Below are 18,693 nucleotides of genomic sequence, written 5' to 3' on the forward strand. Positions count from 1 at the left end.
TACACTCATGAGGTTTACAACATGACTATTGGTGTAGTCGGTCGTAAATGCGGTATGACCCGTATTTTCACCGAAGAAGGTGTCTCCATTCCGGTCACGGTCATTGAGATCGAACCGAATCGCGTCACCCAGTTCAAAACTGAAGAGACCGATGGCTATCGTGCAGTGCAAGTCACTGTAGGTGAGCGTCGTGCTTCGCGTGTTACAGCTGCTCAAGCTGGCCACTTCGCTAAAGCGAACGTTGCCGCTGGTCGTACCGTAATGGAATTCCGTCTTGAAGAAGGCGAGTACCAGGCCGGCGATCTGATCAACGCTGAAATCTTCGCTGCTGGTCAACTGGTTGATGTAACCGGTCAGTCCAAAGGTAAAGGCTTCCAGGGTACGATCAAGCGTTGGAATTTCCGCGGGCAAGATAATACCCACGGTAACTCCGTATCCCACCGCGTTCCAGGCTCTATCGGCCAGTGCCAGACTCCTGGTCGTGTATTCAAGGGCAAAAAAATGTCCGGTCATATGGGCGCTGAGCGCGTGACCGTGCAGTCCCTCGAAGTAGTGCGCGTGGACGCTGAACGCAATCTGTTGTTGGTCAAGGGCGCTGTTCCTGGCGCTACTGGCGGCAACTTGGTTGTACGTCCAGCAGCCAAGGCTCGCGGTTAAGGGGAAGCTGACATGCAATTAAATGTAAATGACGCTCAAGCGATCGAAGTTTCCGAACTGACATTTGGCGGCGAATTCAACGAGACGCTGGTTCACCAAGCAGTCGTGGCCTACATGGCCGGCGGCCGTCAAGGTAGCAAGCAGCAAAAGACCCGTTCCGACGTTCGTGGTGGCGGTAAGCGCCCATGGCGTCAGAAAGGTACTGGCCGTGCTCGTGCCGGTACTATCCGTAGCCCAATCTGGCGTGGCGGCGGTACCACTTTCGCAGCTCGTCCTCAGGATCACACCCAGAAGCTGAACAAGAAGATGTATCGCGCAGCAATGCGTTCCATCCTTGCTGAGCTGGTGCGTACTGATCGTCTGGTTGTGGTTCAGGACTTCGCTGTTGATGCACCGAAGACCAAAGATCTGCTGAACAAACTGACCGGCATGGGCCTGACTGACGTCTTGATCGTGTCTGAAGTGGTTGATCAGAACCTGTACCTGGCTGCTCGTAACCTGCCACACGTTGATGTACGTGACGTGCAAGGTTCCGATCCAGTTAGTCTGATCGCATACGACAAGGTGTTGATCACCGTGTCGGCCGTGAAGAAATTCGAGGAGCTGCTGGGATGAACCAGGAACGCGTATTTAAAGTTCTGCTTGGCCCGCACGTTTCCGAGAAGGCTACGGTTCTGGCTGACAAGAAAGGCCAGTTCGTTTTCAAGGTTGCAACTGACGCAACCAAGCTGGAAATCAAGAAGGCCGTCGAAAGCCTGTTCAGCGTGAAAGTAGAGCGTGTTACTACCCTGAATGTTCTGGGTAAGAGCAAGCGCACTGCTCGCGGTCTGGGCAAGCGTAATGACTGGAAGAAGGCAGTTATCTCCCTTCAGCCAGGCCAAGATCTCGATTTCAGCAGCAGTGCTGAGTAAGGAAGGGGTGCATCATGGCAATCGTTAAATGCAAACCGACTTCCCCTGGCCGCCGTTTTGTGGTCAAGGTGGTCAACCAGGAGCTGCATAAAGGCGCTCCTCACGCACCGCTGCTCGAGAAAAAATCGAAGACTGGTGGTCGTAACAACAATGGTCGCATTACCACTCGTCACATCGGTGGTGGCCATAAGCAGCATTATCGTCTGGTCGATTTCCGTCGCAACGACAAAGATGGCATCTCTGCCACTGTCGAGCGTATTGAATACGATCCAAACCGTACTGCTCACATCGCTCTGCTGCTGTACGCAGATGGCGAGCGTCGCTACATCATCGCCCCTAAAGGCGTGAGTGCTGGCGACCAGCTGATCGCAGGTGCTCTGGCGCCGATCAAGCCGGGCAACGCTCTGCAACTGCGTAACATTCCAGTTGGTAGCACCGTACACGGCATCGAATTGAAGCCAGGTAAAGGCGCGCAAATCGCTCGTTCCGCTGGTGCTTCGGCTCAGCTGATCGCTCGTGAAGGTGTCTACGTGACCCTGCGTCTGCGTTCTGGTGAGATGCGTAAAGTGCTGGCTGAATGCCGCGCGACCTTGGGCGAAGTCTCGAACTCCGAGCACAGCCTGCGTTCGCTGGGTAAAGCTGGTGCCAAACGCTGGCGTGGCGTTCGCCCAACCGTTCGTGGTGTTGCCATGAACCCGGTTGACCACCCACATGGTGGTGGTGAAGGTCGTACCTCTGGTGGTCGTCATCCGGTATCGCCATGGGGCTTCCCGACTAAGGGCGCGAAGACTCGTGGTAATAAGCGTACCGACAAAATGATCGTCCGTCGTCGCAAGTAAATAGAGGGATACGACAGTGCCACGTTCTCTGAAAAAAGGTCCTTTTATTGATCTTCACCTACTGAAGAAGATCGAAGTGGCGGCGGAAAAGAACGATCGCAAACCAGTTAAGACCTGGTCGCGTCGTTCGATGATCCTGCCACAAATGGTCGGTTTGACCATTGCAGTGCATAACGGTCGTCAACATGTTCCAGTTCTCGTGAACGAAGACATGGTCGGCCACAAACTGGGCGAGTTTGCCGGTACCCGCACATATCGTGGGCACGTGGCAGACAAGAAAGCCAAGCGTTAAGGGGTAAGGAACGATGGAAGTAGCCGCTAAGTTGTCGGGCGCTCGAATCTCCGCCCAGAAAGCCCGCTTGGTCGCCGACCAGATCCGCGGGAAGAAGGTGGGCGAAGCGCTCAACCTGTTGGCTTTCAGCAGTAAGAAAGCCGCCGAGATCATGAAAAAAGTGCTGGAGTCGGCCGTAGCCAACGCCGAGCATAACGAAGGCGCAGACGTTGATGACCTTAAAGTCAGCACCGTTTTCGTCAACGAAGGGCGTTCGCTGAAGCGAATCATGCCACGTGCCAAAGGCCGTGCTGATCGCATCGTCAAGCGGTCTTGCCATATCACTGTCAAGGTTGCTGACAAGTAACGGAGTCGAAGAGATGGGTCAGAAAGTACATCCCATTGGCATTCGCCTGGGAATCGTCAAGGAGCACACCTCCGTCTGGTACGCAGACGGTCGGACTTATGCGGACTATTTGTTCGCTGATCTGAAGGTGCGCGAGTATCTCCAAGACAAACTAAAAAGCGCGTCCGTAAGCCGTATCGATATCCATCGTCCGGCTCAGACTGCACGTATCACCATCCACACCGCTCGTCCAGGTATCGTTATCGGGAAGAAAGGTGAAGATGTTGAGAAACTGCGTCAGGACCTGACCAAGCAAATGGGTGTGCCTGTGCACATCAATATCGAAGAGATCCGCAAGCCGGAGCTCGACGGTATGCTGGTTGCGCAGAGCGTAGCTCAGCAGCTGGAGCGTCGTGTAATGTTCCGTCGCGCTATGAAGCGCGCTGTTCAGAACGCCATGCGCATTGGTGCCAAAGGCATCAAAATCCAAGTGAGCGGTCGTCTCGGCGGTGCTGAAATCGCACGTACTGAATGGTATCGCGAAGGTCGTGTGCCACTGCACACCCTGCGTGCCGACATCGACTATGCCAACTACGAAGCTCACACCACTTACGGTGTGATCGGTGTAAAGGTTTGGATCTTCAAAGGCGAAGTAATTGGTGGTCGCCAAGAAGAACTTAAACCACAAGCACCAGCGCCTCGTAAAAAAGCTGCTAAGTAAGGGGTACGCCAAATGTTGCAACCAAAGCGTACGAAGTTCCGCAAGCAGATGACAGGCCACAACCGTGGTCTGGCACAGCGCGGTAGCAAAGTCAGCTTCGGCGAGTTCGCGCTGAAGTCTGTAGCTCGTGGTCGTCTCACCGCTCGTCAGATCGAGTCAGCGCGTCGTGCTCTGACCCGTCACGTTAAACGTGGCGGCAAGATCTGGATCCGTGTATTCCCGGACAAGCCTATTTCCAAAAAGCCACTCGAAGTTCGGATGGGTAAAGGTAAGGGTAGTGTGGAGTACTGGGTTGCCCAGATTCAGCCAGGCAAAGTCCTGTATGAAATCGAGGGTGTTACTGAAGAGCTGGCGCGTGAGGCTTTTGCCCTGGCTGCTGCAAAGCTGCCGCTCGCCACCGCCTTTGTTAAACGGACGGTGATGTGATGAAAGCGAATGAACTTCGTGAAAAATCCGCACAGCAGCTGAACGAGCAACTGCTCGGCCTGCTGCGCGACCAGTTCAATCTGCGTATGCAGAAAGCAACTGGCCAGTTGGGGCAGTCTCATCTGCTCTCGCAAGTTAAACGTGACATCGCTCGCGTGAAGACTGTGCTTAACCAGCAGGCAGGTAAGTAATCATGGCTGAAGCCGAAAAAACTGTCCGTACGCTGACTGGCCGTGTTGTCAGCGACAAGATGGACAAAACCATCACCGTTCTGATCGAGCGTCGCGTTAAGCACCCGATCTACGGTAAATACGTTAAGCGTTCGACTAAGCTGCACGCGCACGACGAAACCAATCAGTGCCACATCGGCGACAAAGTCACTATTCGTGAAACTCGTCCGCTGGCCAAGACCAAGTCTTGGGCATTGGTTGATGTTCTCGAACGCGCTGTGGAAGTCTAAGGACTAGGGGTCGGAGAAATTATATGATTCAGACTCAATCCATGCTCGATGTGGCCGATAACAGCGGCGCTCGCCGTGTTATGTGCATCAAGGTGCTGGGTGGCTCCCATCGTCGTTACGCTGGTATCGGTGACATCATCAAAGTTACCGTCAAGGAAGCAATTCCTCGCGGTAAAGTGAAAAAAGGCCAAGTGATGACTGCTGTTGTAGTCCGCACTCGTCACGGCGTACGCCGTGCTGATGGCTCCATTATCCGCTTTGATGGCAACGCTGCTGTTCTTCTGAACAACAAGCAAGAGCCGATCGGCACCCGTATCTTTGGGCCAGTGACCCGTGAACTTCGTACTGAGAAGTTCATGAAGATCGTCTCGCTCGCCCCAGAAGTGCTGTAAGGAGATCCGACATGCAAAAGATTCGTCGTGACGACGAGATCATCGTGATCGCCGGCAAAGACAAAGGTAAGCGCGGTAAGGTGCTTAAGGTTCTCGCTAATAACCGTCTGGTTATTGGTGGTCTGAACCTGGTTAAGCGTCATACCAAGCCTAACCCGGCGTCGGGCGTACAAGGCGGTATCGTCGAAAAAGAAGCTCCACTGGACGCTTCTAACGTCGCCATTTTCAACGGCGAAACCAACAAGGCTGATCGCGTTGGTTTCAAAGTAGAAGACGGCAAGAAAATTCGTGTCTTCAAGTCGACCCAAAAAGCGGTTGATGCTTGAACACTGCTAGGTAGAAGACCATGGCACGACTAAAAGAGATTTACTGGAAGGAAATCGCACCGAAGCTTAAGGAAGAACTTAAGCTTTCGAACGTGATGGAAGTTCCACGCGTTACCAAAATCACCCTGAACATGGGTCTGGGCGAAGCGGTCGGTGACAAAAAAGTCATCGAGCACGCTGTTGCCGACCTGGAAAAGATCACCGGCCAGAAAGTCGTTGTGACCTACGCTCGGAAATCCATCGCTGGCTTTAAAGTCCGTGAAGGTTGGCCGATCGGCGTCAAAGTGACCCTGCGCCGTGAGCGTATGTACGAGTTCCTGGATCGTCTGCTGTCGATCTCCCTGCCTCGGGTTCGCGACTTCCGCGGCCTGAATGCCAAGTCCTTCGATGGTCGTGGTAACTACAGCATGGGCGTTAAAGAGCAGATCATCTTCCCGGAAATCGACTACGACAAGATCGATGCTCTCCGCGGTCTGGACATTACCCTGACCACCACTGCCAAGAACGATGATGAAGGTCGCGCCCTGTTGCGTGCTTTCAAATTCCCGTTCCGCAACTGATTGGAGTAGGAAAATGGCCAAGATGAGCATGAAAAACCGCGAGCTGAAGCGTCAGCTCACGGTTGCCAAGTACGCCAAAAAGCGTGCAGCACTGAAAGCTATCATCGTTGATCTGAACGCAAGTCCAGAAGCACGTTGGGAAGCTACAGTCGCTCTGCAGAAGCAGCCACGTGACGCAAGCGCTTCGCGCATGCGTAACCGCTGCCGCCTGACCGGTCGTCCACACGGCGTTTACCGCAAGTTCGGCCTCGGCCGTAACAAACTGCGTGAAGCTGCAATGCGTGGTGACGTACCTGGTCTGGTTAAAGCCAGCTGGTAAGCACTATCAAAGTCTCGGTGTTCGGGATCGCAAGATCCTGACCGCCGGTGACCTTGAACTTGAATCAAGCCCCTTTTGGGGCTTGATTCATTTGTGGGGTGTGTCTAGAATACCCGGCTCGCCTGAGCCCGTGCTTTTTCCGCATGGATGAGCTCGGCGACAAGTAGTAGCCGCAAGGCTAATTTTTTTGTATTAGGAGCGTCTAGCCCATGAGTATGCAGGACCCGTTAGCGGACATGCTAACTCGAATCCGTAATGCCCAGATGGCTGAAAAGTCCGTCGTAAGCATGCCATCTTCTACTTTGAAGGTAGCTGTTGCCAAAGTCCTGAAGGACGAAGGTTACATTGCGGGTTATCAGATCAGCAGCGAAATCAAACCACTGCTGTCCATCGAGCTGAAGTACTTCGAAGGCCGTCCGGTCATCGAGGAAGTGAAGCGCGTTAGCCGTCCAGGCCTGCGTCAGTACAAGTCCGTCGATGATCTGCCAAAAGTTCGTGGCGGTCTCGGTGTGTCTATCGTCTCCACCAACAAAGGTGTGATGACGGATCGTGCTGCGCGCGCTGCCGGTGTCGGCGGCGAAGTTCTTTGCACTGTGTTCTAAGGGGGGATAAGCATGTCACGCGTCGCTAAGAACCCCGTTAAGCTGCCAGCCGGTGTCGAAGTCAAATTCGCAGGCCAACAGCTTTCGGTGAAGGGTGCCAAGGGTACTCTCGAACTGAACATCCATTCGTCCGTTGAGATCGTTGAAGAAGCTGGTGAGCTGCGTTTCGCTGCTCGCAATGGCGATCAACAAACTCGCGCAATGGCTGGTACCACTCGTGCGTTGGTAAACAACATGGTCCAAGGCGTAAGCCAAGGCTTCGAGCGCAAGCTCCAGCTGGTCGGTGTTGGTTACAAAGCGCAAGCAAAAGGCACAGTGCTGAACCTGGCTCTTGGCTTCTCGCACCCAGTGGATTATGAACTGCCGGAAGGCATCACCGCTGAGACTCCTAGCCAGACCGATATCCTGATCAAGGGCATCGATAAGCAGCTGGTAGGTCAAGTGGCCGCCGAGATCCGCGACTTCCGTCCACCAGAGCCGTACAAAGGCAAAGGTGTGCGCTACGCGGACGAAGTCGTCCGTCGTAAAGAAGCCAAGAAGAAGTAGGGCATAGCAAATGACCGACAAAAAAGTTACTCGACTGCGTCGCGCTCGCAAAGCACGCCTGAAAATGCACGAACTCGAAGTCGTGCGTCTCTGCGTGTTCCGCTCGTCGCAGCACATCTACGCCCAGGTCATTTCGGCCGACGGCAACAAAGTCCTGGCATCTGCCTCGACTTTGGATAAAGAACTGCGTGATGGCGCCACTGGCAACATCGACGCGGCCACTAAGGTTGGCCAGCTGGTCGCTACGCGTGCTAAAGCCGCTGGCGTCTCGCAGGTGGCTTTCGACCGCTCTGGCTTCAAGTATCACGGCCGCGTCAAGGCGCTGGCTGATGCTGCTCGTGAAGCTGGGCTGGAGTTCTAAGTTATGTCAAATAACGACCAAAAGCGCGACGAAGGCTACATCGAGAAGCTGGTTCAAGTTAACCGCGTAGCCAAAACCGTTAAAGGCGGCCGTATCTTCACTTTCACCGCGTTGACCGTGGTTGGTGATGGTAAAGGGCGTGTTGGCTTCGGCCGTGGCAAGTCGCGTGAAGTGCCTGCTGCGATCCAGAAGGCAATGGAAGCTGCTCGCCGCAACATGATCCAAGTTGATCTGAACGGCACCACTCTGCAGTACGCAATGAAGTCCGGTCACGGCGCTTCGAAGGTGTACATGCAGCCTGCTTCTGAAGGTACCGGTATCATCGCTGGCGGCGCTATGCGTGCTGTTCTCGAAGTTGCTGGCGTTCAGAACGTTCTGGCCAAGTGCTACGGCTCGACTAACCCGGTAAACGTGGTTCACGCCACTTTCAAAGGTTTGAAAGCTATGCAGTCTCCTGAATCCATTGCCGCCAAGCGTGGCAAAAGCGTCAAGGAGATCTTCTGATCATGGCTACCGTTAAAGTTACGCTGATCAAAAGCATGACCGGCCGCATCCCTAACCACAAACTGTGCGTTAAGGGTCTGGGTCTGCGTCGCATCGGTCACACTGTAGAAGTACTTGATACTCCCGAGAATCGCGGGATGATCAACAAGGCTTACTACATGCTGCGTGTCGAGGGTTAATCGATGAAACTCAATGATCTGAGTCCAGCGCCGGGTTCCCGTCGCGAAAAGCATCGTCCGGGCCGTGGTATCGGTAGTGGTTTGGGCAAGACCGGTGGCCGTGGCCACAAAGGTCAGTCCTCCCGCTCCGGTGGCACCATTGCTCCAGGCTTTGAAGGCGGTCAACAGCCGCTGCATCGTCGCCTGCCGAAGTTCGGTTTCGTTTCCCTGAAGGCCATGGATCGCGCAGAAGTGCGTTTGTCCGAGCTGGCTAAAGTGGAAGGCGACATCGTCACCGTGCAGTCCCTGAAAGATGCCAACGTGATCAACGTCAACGTTCAGCGTGTGAAAATCATGCTGTCCGGCGAAGTTACTCGCGCTGTTACCATCGGAAAGGGAATCGGCGCCACCAAAGGTGCGCGTGCGGCTATCGAAGCAGCTGGCGGCAAGTTCGAGGAATAAATGGCTAAGCAAGGTGCTCTCTCTGCGCTCGGCAAAGGCGGTATGTCTGAACTCTGGGCTCGTCTGCGTTTTCTATTCTTGGCGATTATCGTCTACCGAATAGGCGCACACATCCCGGTTCCAGGTATTAACCCGGACCGACTCGCGGACCTGTTTCGACAGAATGAGGGGACCATTCTTAGCTTGTTCAACATGTTTTCCGGCGGTGCGCTGGAGCGGATGAGCATCTTTGCATTGGGGATCATGCCGTACATCTCGGCATCGATCATCATGCAGCTGATGACCGCCGTCAGCCCACAGCTGGAGCAGTTGAAGAAGGAAGGTGAAGCTGGGCGTCGCAAGATCGCTCAGTACACCCGCTACGGCACTGTCGTCCTCGCTCTCGTTCAGGCTATTGGCATGTCCATTGGTCTGGCAGGGCAGGGCGTTGCGTTCACTGGTGACTTTGGCTTCCATTTCGTCGCGGTATCCACGTTTGTGGCTGGTGCGATGTTCATGATGTGGCTGGGTGAGCAGATTACTGAGCGTGGTGTTGGCAACGGTATCTCGATGTTGATTTTCGCAGGTATCGTCGCCGGTCTTCCGAGAGCGATCGGGCAGTCTTTCGAGTCTGCGCGTCAGGGTGATATCAACATTTTTGCCCTGGTTGCCATCGGTTTGCTGGCAGTAGCGATTATCGGTTTCGTGGTGTTCATTGAGCGTGGTCAGCGTCGTATTGCTGTTCATTACGCCAAGCGTCAGCAAGGCCGTAAGGTCTTTGCTGCGCAGACTAGCCACTTGCCGTTGAAGGTGAACATGGCCGGTGTTATTCCGGCCATTTTCGCGAGCAGCATTTTGCTGTTCCCGGCTTCGTTGGGTACCTGGTTCGGTCAGTCTGAAGGTATGGGCTGGCTGCAGGACATCTCGCAGTCGATCGCTCCTGGTCAGCCGTTGAATATTCTGCTGTTTAGTGCAGGGATTATTTTCTTCTGCTTCTTCTATACGGCGTTGATGTTCAATCCGAAAGACGTAGCGGAAAACCTGAAGAAGTCCGGTGCCTTTATTCCGGGCATCCGTCCAGGTGAGCAGTCTGCGCGCTACATTGATGGCGTTCTGACTCGTTTGACCCTGTTCGGTGCTCTATATATGACGGCCGTGTGTCTGTTGCCCCAGTTCCTGGTGGTTGCGGCAAACGTTCCGTTCTACCTTGGCGGGACCTCGTTGCTGATCGTCGTCGTGGTTGTGATGGACTTCATGTCCCAAGTACAATCGCACCTCGTTTCGCACCAGTACGAATCCCTGATGAAGAAAGCCAACCTGAAGGGTTACGGCAGCGGCATGTTGCGCTGAGTACCCATAAGGTTCGAGGAGTTGGTGATGAAAGTTCGTGCATCGGTGAAAAAGCTGTGCCGTAACTGCAAGATTATTCGCCGCGAAGGTGTTGTTCGAGTAATTTGCAGCGCGGAACCGCGTCACAAACAGCGCCAAGGCTGAGTGTGATTGTGCTTCAAGCCCGGTAGCTAGTGCGCTACCGGGTTGATTATTTGTTATTACAGCGATATTATCTCGCGCCCTATTTCTTGGCTTCCGGGGCGTAGGTAGCTGTCAATTGGAGTCCCACTGAATGGCCCGTATTGCAGGCGTTAACATTCCAGATAACAAGCATACTGTTATCTCGCTGACCTACATCTATGGTGTTGGTCGCACTACTGCACAGAAGATCTGTGCAGTGACTGGGGTAAACCCAGCCGCAAAGATCAAAGATCTGAGCGACGAGCAGATTGAACAGCTGCGTGGCGAAGTGGCGAAGTTCACCACTGAAGGTGACCTGCGTCGCGAAATCAACATGAAAATCAAGCGTTTGATGGACCTCGGTTGCTATCGCGGTCTGCGTCATCGTCGTGGTCTTCCAGTGCGCGGTCAGCGTACCAAGACTAACGCGCGTACCCGTAAAGGTCCGCGTAAGCCGATCCGCAAGTAATCGCCCCAGCGAATCGACAGGAAATTAATCATGGCTAAACCTGCTGCTCGTCCTCGTAAAAAAGTCAAAAAGACAGTGGTTGATGGCATCGCCCACATCCACGCGTCTTTTAACAACACAATCGTGACCATCACCGACCGTCAAGGTAACGCTCTTTCCTGGGCTACCTCCGGTGGTTCGGGTTTCCGCGGTTCCCGCAAGTCCACCCCGTTCGCTGCTCAAGTAGCTGCTGAACGTGCTGGTCAAGCTGCGCTGGAATACGGCCTGAAAAACCTCGACGTCAACGTCAAAGGTCCAGGCCCAGGTCGTGAATCTGCAGTCCGCGCTTTGAACGGCTGTGGCTACAAGATCGCCAGCATCACCGACGTGACGCCAATCCCGCACAACGGGTGCCGTCCGCCGAAGAAGCGCCGCGTGTAATCCAGGAGATTGTAAAGAATGGCTCGTTACATTGGTCCAAAATGCAAACTCGCTCGTCGCGAAGGCACCGATCTCTTCTTGAAGAGCGGCGTGCGCGCGATCGAATCGAAGTGCAACATTGAAGCAGCACCTGGTATCCACGGCCAACGCCGCGGTCGCCAGTCCGATTACGGCACCCAACTGCGTGAAAAGCAGAAGGTCCGTCGTATCTACGGCGTTCTCGAGCGTCAATTCAGCGGCTACTACAAAGAAGCTGCTGGCAAGAAAGGTGCAACTGGCGAAAACCTGTTGCAACTGCTCGAATGCCGTCTGGACAACGTTGTATACCGTATGGGTTTTGGCTCTACTCGTGCCGAATCCCGTCAGCTGGTATCGCACAAATCCGTAAGCGTTAACGGTCAGACCGTAAACGTGCCGTCGTACCAGGTTCGTGCTGGTGACGTGGTCGCGATTCGCGAGAAAGCAAAGAACCAACTTCGCATTGTCCAAGCTCTCGATCTGTGTGCCCAACGTGGCCGCGTAGAATGGGTAGAAGTAGACACTGAGAAGAAGTCGGGCGTTTTCAAGAACGTTCCAGCTCGCAGTGATCTGTCCGCCGACATCAACGAAAGCCTGATTGTCGAGCTCTACTCCAAGTAAGGGCTAGAAAATAGGTGCATCCATGCAGATTTCGGTAAATGAGTTCCTGACACCCCGCCATATTGATGTGCAGGTTGTCAGTCCAACCCGCGCCAAGATCACTCTCGAGCCTCTCGAGCGTGGTTTTGGCCACACCCTGGGCAACGCGCTGCGCCGCATCCTGTTGTCCTCAATGCCCGGCTGCGCAGTAGTCGAGGCCGAGATTGACGGTGTGCTCCATGAGTACAGCGCCATCGAAGGTGTACAGGAAGACGTAATTGAAATCCTGTTGAACCTTAAAGGTCTGGCTATCAAGCTGCACGGCCGTGACGAAGTTACGCTGACCTTGTCGAAGAAGGGTTCGGGGGTGGTTACCGCTGCCGATATTCAGCTGGATCATGATGTCGAGATCGTTAACCCCGATCACGTAATCGCTAACCTGGCGTCTAACGGCGCCCTGAACATGAAGCTCACCGTAGCTCGTGGTCGTGGTTATGAACCGGCAGACTCGCGTCAGAGCGATGAAGACGAAAGCCGCAGCATCGGTCGCTTGCAGCTTGACTCTTCGTTCAGCCCGGTTCGCCGTATCGCATACGTGGTGGAAAACGCCCGTGTCGAACAGCGTACTAACCTGGACAAGCTGGTTATTGATCTGGAAACCAACGGTACTCTGGATCCTGAAGAGGCTATTCGCCGCGCTGCAACCATTCTGCAACAGCAGTTGGCTGCGTTCGTCGACCTCAAAGGTGACAGTGAGCCAGTGGTTGTCGAGCAGGAAGACGAGATCGATCCGATCCTGCTTCGCCCGGTTGACGATCTGGAACTGACTGTACGTTCGGCTAACTGCCTTAAGGCGGAAAACATCTACTACATCGGTGACCTGATTCAGCGTACCGAAGTAGAGCTGTTGAAGACTCCGAACCTTGGCAAGAAATCCTTGACTGAAATCAAGGACGTTCTGGCCTCCCGCGGTCTGTCCCTCGGCATGCGCCTCGACAACTGGCCGCCTGCAAGTCTTAAGAAGGACGACAAGGCGACTGCCTGATCGTCGTAATCACCGAACGTCGTGTTTGGTAAGGAATGAACCATGCGTCATCGTAAAAGTGGTCGTCACCTGAGCCGCACCAGCTCGCACCGCAAGGCCATGTTTCAAAACATGGCAGTGTCGCTGTTCGAGCACGAGCTGATCAAAACTACACTGCCGAAAGCTAAAGAACTGCGTCGCGTTGCTGAGCCGCTGATCACTTTGGCCAAGACAGACAGCCTGGCTAACCGCCGTCTGGCTTTCGACCGTACTCGTTCGAAAGCTATCGTTGGTAAGCTCTTCAACGACCTGGGCAAGCGTTACGCTACCCGTGAGGGTGGCTACCTGCGCATCCTCAAGTGCGGTTTCCGCACTGGCGACAACGCGCCTATGGCGTACGTCGAGTTGGTTGATCGTCCTGCCGGTGGTGAAGCTGTATCCGCTGAGTAAGACGTCAGTCTGAAACGAAGAACCGGGCCTAGTGCCCGGTTTTTTGTGTGCGCTCGAAAAGTATCGAAAAGCCTCGGCGAGAATGCTGTATTAGTATTTATCTATCGATTCTCACAATTTAATGAATTTGATGGTGTCATGTTGATGGTCAATACTCCCTTTCAGCCGATTAGCCGGCAGTAGGAAAGACTGACAAAGGAAGATATCGCATGAGCCCAAATAAAACCCTTACCACCGCCAGTGGCGCTCCTGTCGCTGATAACCAGAATTCTCGTTCCGCCGGCCCTCGTGGCCCGCTGCTGCTCGACGACTTTCACCTGATCGAGAAGCTTGCTCACTTCAACCGCGAAAACATCCCTGAGCGCCGCGTACACGCCAAAGGTTCGGGTGCTTACGGTACGTTCACCGTCACTCGTGACATCACCGAGTACACCAGCGCCAAACTGTTTGAGTCTGTTGGCAAGCAAACGCCAACCTTCCTGCGGTTTTCCACTGTGGGCGGTGAGCGCGGTTCTGCAGATACCGAGCGCGATCCTCGTGGTTTCGCGCTGAAGTTCTACACCGAAGAAGGCAACTGGGACATCGTCGGCAACAACACACCAGTGTTCTTTATCCGCGATCCTTTGAAATTCCCGGACTTTATTCATACCCAGAAACGTCTGCCGCAAAGCAATCTGAAAAGCGCGCAAATGATGTGGGACTTCTGGTCGCACTCACCTGAGGCGTTACATCAGGTCACCATTCTGTTCTCGGACCGCGGCATCCCCGATGGCTACCGTCACATGCACGGCTTCGGCAGCCACACCTACAGCCTGATCAACGCCAATGGCGAGCGTCACTGGGTTAAGTGGCACTACAAGACCAAGCAAGGGATAAAAAACCTGGCACCAGCAGAAGCAGCACGCCTTGCGGGTACCGATCCAGATTACGCACAGCGTGATCTGTTCGGCGCGATCGAGCGCGGTGATTTTCCGAAATGGCGCGTGTGCATCCAGATCATGACCGAGGCTCAGGCAGCGGCGCACTACGAGAACCCGTTTGACGTGACCAAGACCTGGTCGCAGAAAGAGTTTCCGCTGATCGAAGTGGGTGAGTTGGAGCTTAACCGCAACCCGCAGAACTATTTTGCTGAAGTCGAGCAAGCGGCGTTCGGGCCAAGCAACATGGTGCCGGGGGTTGGTTTGTCTCCTGACCGCATGCTGCAAGGTCGAGTATTCGCTTACGCCGATGCTCACCGCTACCGCATTGGCACTAACCATCAGCAATTGCCGGTGAACGCGCCTCGTAGTCCGGTGAACAGCTATCAGCGCGACGGTTCGATGGCGTTTGGCAGCAATGGCGGTGCGACCCCTAACTACGAGCCGAACAGCTACATCGAATCGCCGAAACAAGTCCCTCGCTATGCAGAGCCAGCGCTAGCGCTGAGTGGAGCGGCAGATCGTTACGATCATCGCGAAGATACTGACTACTACAGCCATGCGGGTGCGCTGTTCCGACTGATGAGCGATGCGCAGAAAACGCTGCTGATCAACAACATTGCTGGTGCCATGGCGGGCGTTTCCGGTGATGTGATTGATCGTCAACTGCAGCACTTCTTCAAGGCCGATCCGGCGTATGGAGAAGCAATCGCAAAGGCGTTGGGCGTACAGCTTAACGAAGTCTAAACGAGAAGCAGAACCGCCCTCATTTGGGCGGTTTTTGCGTTATTTGAACCACTTTTCTCAGAATATCTTCGCTTTTATCGCGCAAGCAGAGTGACCAAACAGTCTGCTTGGTTCAAACTACAGACTTTCAAGCAGGGAGATGTAGGGCGATGCAAGGCCACCCAGACGTAATCGATTACCTCAACACGTTGCTGACCGGCGAACTGGCAGCCCGTGATCAATATTTCGTCCATTCGCGGATGTATGAGGACTGGGGTTTCACCAAGCTCTACGAACGTATCAACCACGAGATGGAAGAAGAAGCCGGGCACGCTGATGCCCTGATGCGTCGGATTCTGATGCTCGAAGGCACGCCACGCATGCGTCCAGACGACCTTGACGTGGGCACCACTGTGCCAGACATGCTCGCCGCTGACCTGCGTCTGGAATACAAAGTACGCGCCGCGCTCTGCAAGGGCATCGAGCTCTGCGAGCAGCACAAGGACTACGTCAGCCGCGAGATGCTGCGTGTTCAACTGCATGACACCGAAGAAGACCATACCTACTGGCTTGAAAAGCAGATGGGTCTGATCAAGTTGATTGGTCTGGAGAATTACCTGCAATCGCAGTTCTGATTCTGCTTTGTAGGAGCACGGCTTGCCTGCGATGGCGTTCTCGAAATCGCCATCGCGAGCAAGCTTTGCTCCTACAGAGGCAAGACACAAAAAAGCCCCTGTCACCGATGAAGTGACAGGGGCTTTTTCGTGGGCCCGATTCAGGCCTTGTCGCGTGCCAACAGCGGTTTGAGATAGAAGCCGGTGTGCGACTGTTTCATCTCCGACACTTCCTCTGGCGTACCGACGGCGATGATCTGTCCGCCCTTGGAGCCGCCTTCCGGCCCAAGATCCACCAGCCAGTCGGCCGTCTTGATCACATCAAGGTTATGTTCGATCACCACCACAGTGTTGCCGTGGTCGCGCAGGCGATGCAACACGTCGAGCAATTGCTGAATATCCGCGAAGTGCAGGCCAGTCGTCGGCTCATCGAGGATATACAGCGTCTTGCCGGTATCGCGCTTGGACAGTTCACGGGACAGCTTCACCCGCTGGGCTTCACCACCCGACAGCGTGGTCGCCGATTGCCCGAGTTTGATGTACGACAGGCCGACATCCATCAGGGTCTGAAGCTTGCGCGCCAAGGCCGGAACCGCGTCGAAGAACACCCGCGCTTCCTCGATCGTCATCTCGAGGGTTTCGTGGATGCTCTTGCCCTTGTACTTGATCTCCAGGGTTTCGCGGTTGTAGCGCTTGCTCTTGCAGACGTCGCACGGGACATAGATGTCCGGCAGGAAGTGCATTTCCACCTTGATCAGTCCATCGCCCTGACAGGCTTCGCAGCGTCCGCCCTTCACGTTGAAGGAGAAGCGTCCAGGGCCATAACCGCGGGAGCGGGACTCCGGGACACCGGCGAACAGTTCGCGGATCGGTGTGAACAACCCGGTATAGGTCGCGGGGTTGGAGCGTGGCGTTCGACCGATCGGGCTCTGGTCGATATCGACAACCTTATCCAGATGCTCCAGACCTTTGATGCTGTCGTGAGCGGCCGCTTCGAGCGTCGTCGCACCGTTCAATGCCGTAGCGCTAAGCGGGAACAGGGTGTTGTTGATCAGCGTTGACTTGCCCGAGCCGGACACGCCGGTGACACAGGTCAGCAGGCCGATTGGAATGTCCAGATCGACATTGCGCAAGTTATTGCCACGGGCGCCTTTGAGGGACAGCGACAACTTCTTGTTACGCGGCGTGCGTTTGGCCGGGACTGCAATCTTCACCCGGCCCGACAGGTATTTGCCGGTCAGCGAATCTGGATGAGCCATCACCTCGGCCGGCGTACCTTCGGCGACGATATGTCCGCCGTGTACACCCGCACCCGGACCGATATCCACCACGTAGTCAGCCAGGCGAATCGCATCTTCGTCGTGCTCGACCACGATCACCGTGTTGCCGATATCCCGCAGGTGCTTGAGGGTGCCGAGCAGCCGATCGTTGTCCCGCTGGTGCAAACCAATCGACGGTTCGTCGAGAATGTACAGAACGCCCACCAGGCCTGCGCCGATCTGGCTGGCCAGACGGATACGCTGCGCTTCACCACCGGACAAAGTGTCGGCACTGCGATCCAGCGACAAATAGTCCAGGCCGACGTTGACCAGGAACTGCAGTCGCTCGCGAATTTCCTTGAGAATCTTGTCGGCAATTTCACCGCGACGGCCAGTCAGTTTCAGTCCACCGAAATATTCACAGGCATCGCCAATCGGCAGATTGGTCACCGCCGGAAGCGTCTTCTCGCCCACCCACACATGCCGGGCTTCACGACGCAGGCGAGTACCGCGGCAATCCGGGCAATGCTGGGTGCTGAGGAACTTGGCCAGCTCTTCACGCACCGAGGCGGACTCGGTTTCGCGGTAGCGACGTTCCAGATTCGGCACGATGCCTTCGAACGGGTGCGAACGTTTGACGATGTCGCCACGGTCGTTCAGGTATTTGAAGTCGACGTTCTGCGATCCGCTGCCGTGCAGGATGAACTTCTGCTGATCGGCCGGCAGGTCGTTGAACGGTACTTCCAGGCTGAACTTGTAGTGCGAAGCCAACGAGCCGAGCATCTGGAAGTAATAGACGTTGCGCCGGTCCCACCCGCGAATCGCACCCTCGGCCAGCGTCAGATCGCCATTGACCAGTCGCTTGATGTCGAAGAACTGCTTGACCCCCAGGCCATCGCAAGTCGGGCAAGCGCCGGCCGGGTTGTTGAAGGAGAACAGCTTGGGTTCCAGCTCGCTGATGGCATGGCCGCAGATCGGGCAGGCGAAGCGCGCGGAGAAGATGATCTCTTCGCCGGGCTCGTCGTCCATCGGCGCGACCAGGGCAATCCCGTCCGCTAGCTTCAGCGCGGTCTCGAACGACTCGGCCAGGCGCTGCTGCAGGTCAGCGCGGACCTTGAAGCGGTCGACCACCACATCGATCGAGTGCTTCTTCTGCTTATCCAGCTTCGGCAATTCGTCCAGCTCACAGAGCCGGCCGTTGACCCGGGCTCGCACAAAGCCCTGGGCGCGCAGTTCTTCGAAGACCGAAAGGTGTTCGCCTTTACGCTCGCGGATCACCGGGGCCAGCAGCATGAGCTTGCTGCCCTCCGGTTGGGCGAGGACCAGGTCGACCATCTGGCTGACGGTCTGCGCTTCCAGCGGAATGTCGTGATCCGGGCAACGCGGAATACCCACGCGTGCATAAAGCAGGCGCAGGTAGTCGTAGATTTCGGTGATGGTGCCGACTGTCGAACGCGGGTTGTGCGAGGTCGACTTCTGTTCGATGGAAATGGCTGGCGACAGACCTTCAATGGTGTCGACGTCAGGTTTTTCCATCATCGACAAAAATTGCCGGGCGTACGCCGACAGCGATTCGACGTAGCGGCGCTGGCCTTCGGCATACAGCGTGTCGAATGCCAGGGATGATTTTCCGGAGCCGGACAGGCCGGTGATGACGATCAGTTTGTCCCGTGGCAGGGTCAGGTCGATGTTCTTCAGGTTGTGGGTTCGGGCCCCACGAATCAGGATCTTGTCCAAAGTGGCCTCGCTCGGCGGGCGTCGAAAACGTAGGAGTATACGGCCAAATACTGGATGGATGCACACTATCGAATGAGCGGGTTGCAGGCTTACATGAAGAGTCTGTC

At 55.3% G+C, this 18,693-nt stretch carries 30 protein-coding genes; 29 read left to right on the forward strand and 1 reads right to left on the reverse strand.

Annotation, left to right across the window (positions count from 1 at the left end; genetic code table 11):
- Positions 1-21: 21 nt before the first annotated feature.
- From rplC to bfr, 29 genes are all read left to right on the forward strand, one after another.
- Entirely contained in the window at positions 22-657 is a 636-nt protein-coding gene (gene rplC, locus PFAS1_RS14295; RefSeq protein ID WP_003186059.1) for a 50S ribosomal protein L3, read from the forward strand.
- A gap of 12 nt (positions 658-669) precedes the next feature.
- On the forward strand, positions 670-1,272 hold the full coding sequence (rplD, locus tag PFAS1_RS14300) for a 50S ribosomal protein L4 (protein WP_007896707.1): 603 nt from the start codon (positions 670-672) through the stop codon (positions 1,270-1,272).
- Positions 1,269-1,568, forward strand: a complete 300-nt coding sequence (rplW, locus tag PFAS1_RS14305) for a 50S ribosomal protein L23 (protein ID WP_002555488.1) — start codon at positions 1,269-1,271, stop codon at positions 1,566-1,568. Before rplD ends, rplW begins: the two co-directional genes overlap by 4 nt.
- A gap of 14 nt (positions 1,569-1,582) precedes the next feature.
- The gene (rplB, locus tag PFAS1_RS14310; RefSeq protein ID WP_003176423.1) at positions 1,583-2,407 is read left to right on the forward strand and encodes a 50S ribosomal protein L2; all 825 of its coding nucleotides are present in this window, start codon (positions 1,583-1,585) and stop codon (positions 2,405-2,407) included.
- 16 nt (positions 2,408-2,423) lie between these two features.
- A complete protein-coding gene (gene rpsS / locus PFAS1_RS14315) occupies positions 2,424-2,699 on the forward strand; it encodes a 30S ribosomal protein S19 (RefSeq protein WP_002555486.1) in 276 nt (91 codons plus the stop codon).
- A gap of 13 nt (positions 2,700-2,712) precedes the next feature.
- The gene (gene rplV, locus PFAS1_RS14320; protein WP_003103908.1) at positions 2,713-3,045 is read left to right on the forward strand and encodes a 50S ribosomal protein L22; all 333 of its coding nucleotides are present in this window, start codon (positions 2,713-2,715) and stop codon (positions 3,043-3,045) included.
- 13 nt (positions 3,046-3,058) lie between these two features.
- On the forward strand, positions 3,059-3,745 hold the full coding sequence (rpsC, locus tag PFAS1_RS14325; protein WP_003176422.1) for a 30S ribosomal protein S3: 687 nt from the start codon (positions 3,059-3,061) through the stop codon (positions 3,743-3,745).
- Between the two features lie 12 nt (positions 3,746-3,757).
- Positions 3,758-4,171: a 50S ribosomal protein L16 gene (gene rplP, locus PFAS1_RS14330; RefSeq protein WP_008145497.1), complete on the forward strand. Its 414-nt coding sequence runs from the start codon at positions 3,758-3,760 to the stop codon at positions 4,169-4,171.
- Positions 4,171-4,362: a 50S ribosomal protein L29 gene (gene rpmC, locus PFAS1_RS14335; protein WP_002555481.1), complete on the forward strand. Its 192-nt coding sequence runs from the start codon at positions 4,171-4,173 to the stop codon at positions 4,360-4,362. The genes rplP and rpmC overlap by 1 nt, the downstream gene beginning before the upstream one ends.
- A 2-nt stretch (positions 4,363-4,364) precedes the next feature.
- Complete coding sequence (rpsQ, locus tag PFAS1_RS14340) at positions 4,365-4,631, forward strand: 30S ribosomal protein S17 (protein ID WP_003176419.1); 267 nt, start codon at positions 4,365-4,367, stop codon at positions 4,629-4,631.
- Positions 4,632-4,654: 23 nt separating this feature from the next.
- Positions 4,655-5,023, forward strand: coding sequence for a 50S ribosomal protein L14 (rplN, locus tag PFAS1_RS14345; protein WP_002555479.1), 369 nt, complete (start codon positions 4,655-4,657; stop codon positions 5,021-5,023).
- 11 nt (positions 5,024-5,034) lie between these two features.
- Complete coding sequence (gene rplX / locus PFAS1_RS14350; RefSeq protein WP_008145498.1) at positions 5,035-5,349, forward strand: 50S ribosomal protein L24; 315 nt, start codon at positions 5,035-5,037, stop codon at positions 5,347-5,349.
- 20 nt (positions 5,350-5,369) lie between these two features.
- Positions 5,370-5,909, forward strand: coding sequence for a 50S ribosomal protein L5 (gene rplE / locus PFAS1_RS14355; protein WP_003176415.1), 540 nt, complete (start codon positions 5,370-5,372; stop codon positions 5,907-5,909).
- A gap of 13 nt (positions 5,910-5,922) precedes the next feature.
- On the forward strand, positions 5,923-6,228 hold the full coding sequence (gene rpsN, locus PFAS1_RS14360) for a 30S ribosomal protein S14 (RefSeq protein ID WP_003176414.1): 306 nt from the start codon (positions 5,923-5,925) through the stop codon (positions 6,226-6,228).
- Between the two features lie 209 nt (positions 6,229-6,437).
- The gene (rpsH, locus tag PFAS1_RS14365) at positions 6,438-6,830 is read left to right on the forward strand and encodes a 30S ribosomal protein S8 (RefSeq protein WP_003186040.1); all 393 of its coding nucleotides are present in this window, start codon (positions 6,438-6,440) and stop codon (positions 6,828-6,830) included.
- Between the two features lie 12 nt (positions 6,831-6,842).
- Positions 6,843-7,376 carry a 50S ribosomal protein L6 gene (gene rplF, locus PFAS1_RS14370; RefSeq protein WP_003176412.1) on the forward strand — a complete coding sequence of 178 codons (534 nt, stop codon included), beginning with the start codon at positions 6,843-6,845 and terminating at the stop codon, positions 7,374-7,376.
- Positions 7,377-7,386: 10 nt separating this feature from the next.
- On the forward strand, positions 7,387-7,737 hold the full coding sequence (rplR, locus tag PFAS1_RS14375; protein WP_003186037.1) for a 50S ribosomal protein L18: 351 nt from the start codon (positions 7,387-7,389) through the stop codon (positions 7,735-7,737).
- Between the two features lie 3 nt (positions 7,738-7,740).
- Positions 7,741-8,241: a 30S ribosomal protein S5 gene (rpsE, locus tag PFAS1_RS14380; protein ID WP_007943782.1), complete on the forward strand. Its 501-nt coding sequence runs from the start codon at positions 7,741-7,743 to the stop codon at positions 8,239-8,241.
- Between the two features lie 2 nt (positions 8,242-8,243).
- Positions 8,244-8,420 (forward strand): 50S ribosomal protein L30, encoded by a 177-nt coding sequence (gene rpmD, locus PFAS1_RS14385; RefSeq protein WP_003186033.1) that lies wholly within the window; start codon positions 8,244-8,246, stop codon positions 8,418-8,420.
- Between the two features lie 3 nt (positions 8,421-8,423).
- Complete coding sequence (gene rplO, locus PFAS1_RS14390) at positions 8,424-8,861, forward strand: 50S ribosomal protein L15 (RefSeq protein ID WP_007896782.1); 438 nt, start codon at positions 8,424-8,426, stop codon at positions 8,859-8,861.
- Positions 8,862-10,190 (forward strand): preprotein translocase subunit SecY, encoded by a 1,329-nt coding sequence (secY, locus tag PFAS1_RS14395; RefSeq protein ID WP_007896784.1) that lies wholly within the window; start codon positions 8,862-8,864, stop codon positions 10,188-10,190.
- A 27-nt stretch (positions 10,191-10,217) separates the two neighbouring features.
- Positions 10,218-10,334, forward strand: a complete 117-nt coding sequence (gene rpmJ / locus PFAS1_RS14400; protein ID WP_002555468.1) for a 50S ribosomal protein L36 — start codon at positions 10,218-10,220, stop codon at positions 10,332-10,334.
- Between the two features lie 130 nt (positions 10,335-10,464).
- A complete protein-coding gene (gene rpsM / locus PFAS1_RS14405) occupies positions 10,465-10,821 on the forward strand; it encodes a 30S ribosomal protein S13 (RefSeq protein WP_003186020.1) in 357 nt (118 codons plus the stop codon).
- Positions 10,822-10,851: 30 nt separating this feature from the next.
- Positions 10,852-11,241, forward strand: coding sequence for a 30S ribosomal protein S11 (gene rpsK / locus PFAS1_RS14410; RefSeq protein ID WP_002555466.1), 390 nt, complete (start codon positions 10,852-10,854; stop codon positions 11,239-11,241).
- Positions 11,242-11,259: 18 nt separating this feature from the next.
- On the forward strand, positions 11,260-11,880 hold the full coding sequence (rpsD, locus tag PFAS1_RS14415; RefSeq protein WP_003210056.1) for a 30S ribosomal protein S4: 621 nt from the start codon (positions 11,260-11,262) through the stop codon (positions 11,878-11,880).
- 22 nt (positions 11,881-11,902) lie between these two features.
- Entirely contained in the window at positions 11,903-12,904 is a 1,002-nt protein-coding gene (locus PFAS1_RS14420; protein WP_003186012.1) for a DNA-directed RNA polymerase subunit alpha, read from the forward strand.
- A 42-nt stretch (positions 12,905-12,946) separates the two neighbouring features.
- Positions 12,947-13,333 (forward strand): 50S ribosomal protein L17, encoded by a 387-nt coding sequence (gene rplQ / locus PFAS1_RS14425; protein ID WP_008145500.1) that lies wholly within the window; start codon positions 12,947-12,949, stop codon positions 13,331-13,333.
- Positions 13,334-13,542: 209 nt separating this feature from the next.
- Complete coding sequence (locus PFAS1_RS14430) at positions 13,543-14,997, forward strand: catalase (RefSeq protein ID WP_076029557.1); 1,455 nt, start codon at positions 13,543-13,545, stop codon at positions 14,995-14,997.
- A gap of 149 nt (positions 14,998-15,146) precedes the next feature.
- Complete coding sequence (gene bfr, locus PFAS1_RS14435; protein WP_076029558.1) at positions 15,147-15,611, forward strand: bacterioferritin; 465 nt, start codon at positions 15,147-15,149, stop codon at positions 15,609-15,611.
- Between the two features lie 140 nt (positions 15,612-15,751).
- On the opposite strand, the gene uvrA is transcribed toward bfr, so the two are convergent.
- Complete coding sequence (gene uvrA, locus PFAS1_RS14440; protein WP_076029559.1) at positions 15,752-18,586, reverse strand: excinuclease ABC subunit UvrA; 2,835 nt, start codon at positions 18,584-18,586, stop codon at positions 15,752-15,754.
- Positions 18,587-18,693: the final 107 nt, after the last annotated feature.

It is taken from the genome of Pseudomonas frederiksbergensis (assembly GCF_001952935.1).
Classification (GTDB): Bacteria; Pseudomonadota; Gammaproteobacteria; order Pseudomonadales; family Pseudomonadaceae; genus Aquipseudomonas; species Aquipseudomonas frederiksbergensis.

Coding starts and splice junctions, on each gene's coding strand:
- rpsD (WP_003210056.1), top strand. CDS start 11,260: ATGGCTCGTTACATTGGTCCAAAATGCAAACTCGCTCGTCGCGAAGGC.
- rpsE (WP_007943782.1), top strand. CDS start 7,741: ATGTCAAATAACGACCAAAAGCGCGACGAAGGCTACATCGAGAAGCTG.
- secY (WP_007896784.1), top strand. CDS start 8,862: ATGGCTAAGCAAGGTGCTCTCTCTGCGCTCGGCAAAGGCGGTATGTCT.
- rpsK (WP_002555466.1), top strand. CDS start 10,852: ATGGCTAAACCTGCTGCTCGTCCTCGTAAAAAAGTCAAAAAGACAGTG.
- rplP (WP_008145497.1), top strand. CDS start 3,758: ATGTTGCAACCAAAGCGTACGAAGTTCCGCAAGCAGATGACAGGCCAC.
- rpsN (WP_003176414.1), top strand. CDS start 5,923: ATGGCCAAGATGAGCATGAAAAACCGCGAGCTGAAGCGTCAGCTCACG.
- rpsH (WP_003186040.1), top strand. CDS start 6,438: ATGAGTATGCAGGACCCGTTAGCGGACATGCTAACTCGAATCCGTAAT.
- rplF (WP_003176412.1), top strand. CDS start 6,843: ATGTCACGCGTCGCTAAGAACCCCGTTAAGCTGCCAGCCGGTGTCGAA.
- rpsQ (WP_003176419.1), top strand. CDS start 4,365: ATGGCTGAAGCCGAAAAAACTGTCCGTACGCTGACTGGCCGTGTTGTC.
- rplO (WP_007896782.1), top strand. CDS start 8,424: ATGAAACTCAATGATCTGAGTCCAGCGCCGGGTTCCCGTCGCGAAAAG.
- rpsM (WP_003186020.1), top strand. CDS start 10,465: ATGGCCCGTATTGCAGGCGTTAACATTCCAGATAACAAGCATACTGTT.
- rplX (WP_008145498.1), top strand. CDS start 5,035: ATGCAAAAGATTCGTCGTGACGACGAGATCATCGTGATCGCCGGCAAA.
- rplE (WP_003176415.1), top strand. CDS start 5,370: ATGGCACGACTAAAAGAGATTTACTGGAAGGAAATCGCACCGAAGCTT.
- rplW (WP_002555488.1), top strand. CDS start 1,269: ATGAACCAGGAACGCGTATTTAAAGTTCTGCTTGGCCCGCACGTTTCC.
- rplQ (WP_008145500.1), top strand. CDS start 12,947: ATGCGTCATCGTAAAAGTGGTCGTCACCTGAGCCGCACCAGCTCGCAC.
- rplN (WP_002555479.1), top strand. CDS start 4,655: ATGATTCAGACTCAATCCATGCTCGATGTGGCCGATAACAGCGGCGCT.
- rpmD (WP_003186033.1), top strand. CDS start 8,244: ATGGCTACCGTTAAAGTTACGCTGATCAAAAGCATGACCGGCCGCATC.
- PFAS1_RS14420 (WP_003186012.1), top strand. CDS start 11,903: ATGCAGATTTCGGTAAATGAGTTCCTGACACCCCGCCATATTGATGTG.
- PFAS1_RS14430 (WP_076029557.1), top strand. CDS start 13,543: ATGAGCCCAAATAAAACCCTTACCACCGCCAGTGGCGCTCCTGTCGCT.
- bfr (WP_076029558.1), top strand. CDS start 15,147: ATGCAAGGCCACCCAGACGTAATCGATTACCTCAACACGTTGCTGACC.
- rplV (WP_003103908.1), top strand. CDS start 2,713: ATGGAAGTAGCCGCTAAGTTGTCGGGCGCTCGAATCTCCGCCCAGAAA.
- rplR (WP_003186037.1), top strand. CDS start 7,387: ATGACCGACAAAAAAGTTACTCGACTGCGTCGCGCTCGCAAAGCACGC.
- rpmC (WP_002555481.1), top strand. CDS start 4,171: ATGAAAGCGAATGAACTTCGTGAAAAATCCGCACAGCAGCTGAACGAG.
- rplB (WP_003176423.1), top strand. CDS start 1,583: ATGGCAATCGTTAAATGCAAACCGACTTCCCCTGGCCGCCGTTTTGTG.
- rpsC (WP_003176422.1), top strand. CDS start 3,059: ATGGGTCAGAAAGTACATCCCATTGGCATTCGCCTGGGAATCGTCAAG.
- rpmJ (WP_002555468.1), top strand. CDS start 10,218: ATGAAAGTTCGTGCATCGGTGAAAAAGCTGTGCCGTAACTGCAAGATT.
- rplD (WP_007896707.1), top strand. CDS start 670: ATGCAATTAAATGTAAATGACGCTCAAGCGATCGAAGTTTCCGAACTG.
- rplC (WP_003186059.1), top strand. CDS start 22: ATGACTATTGGTGTAGTCGGTCGTAAATGCGGTATGACCCGTATTTTC.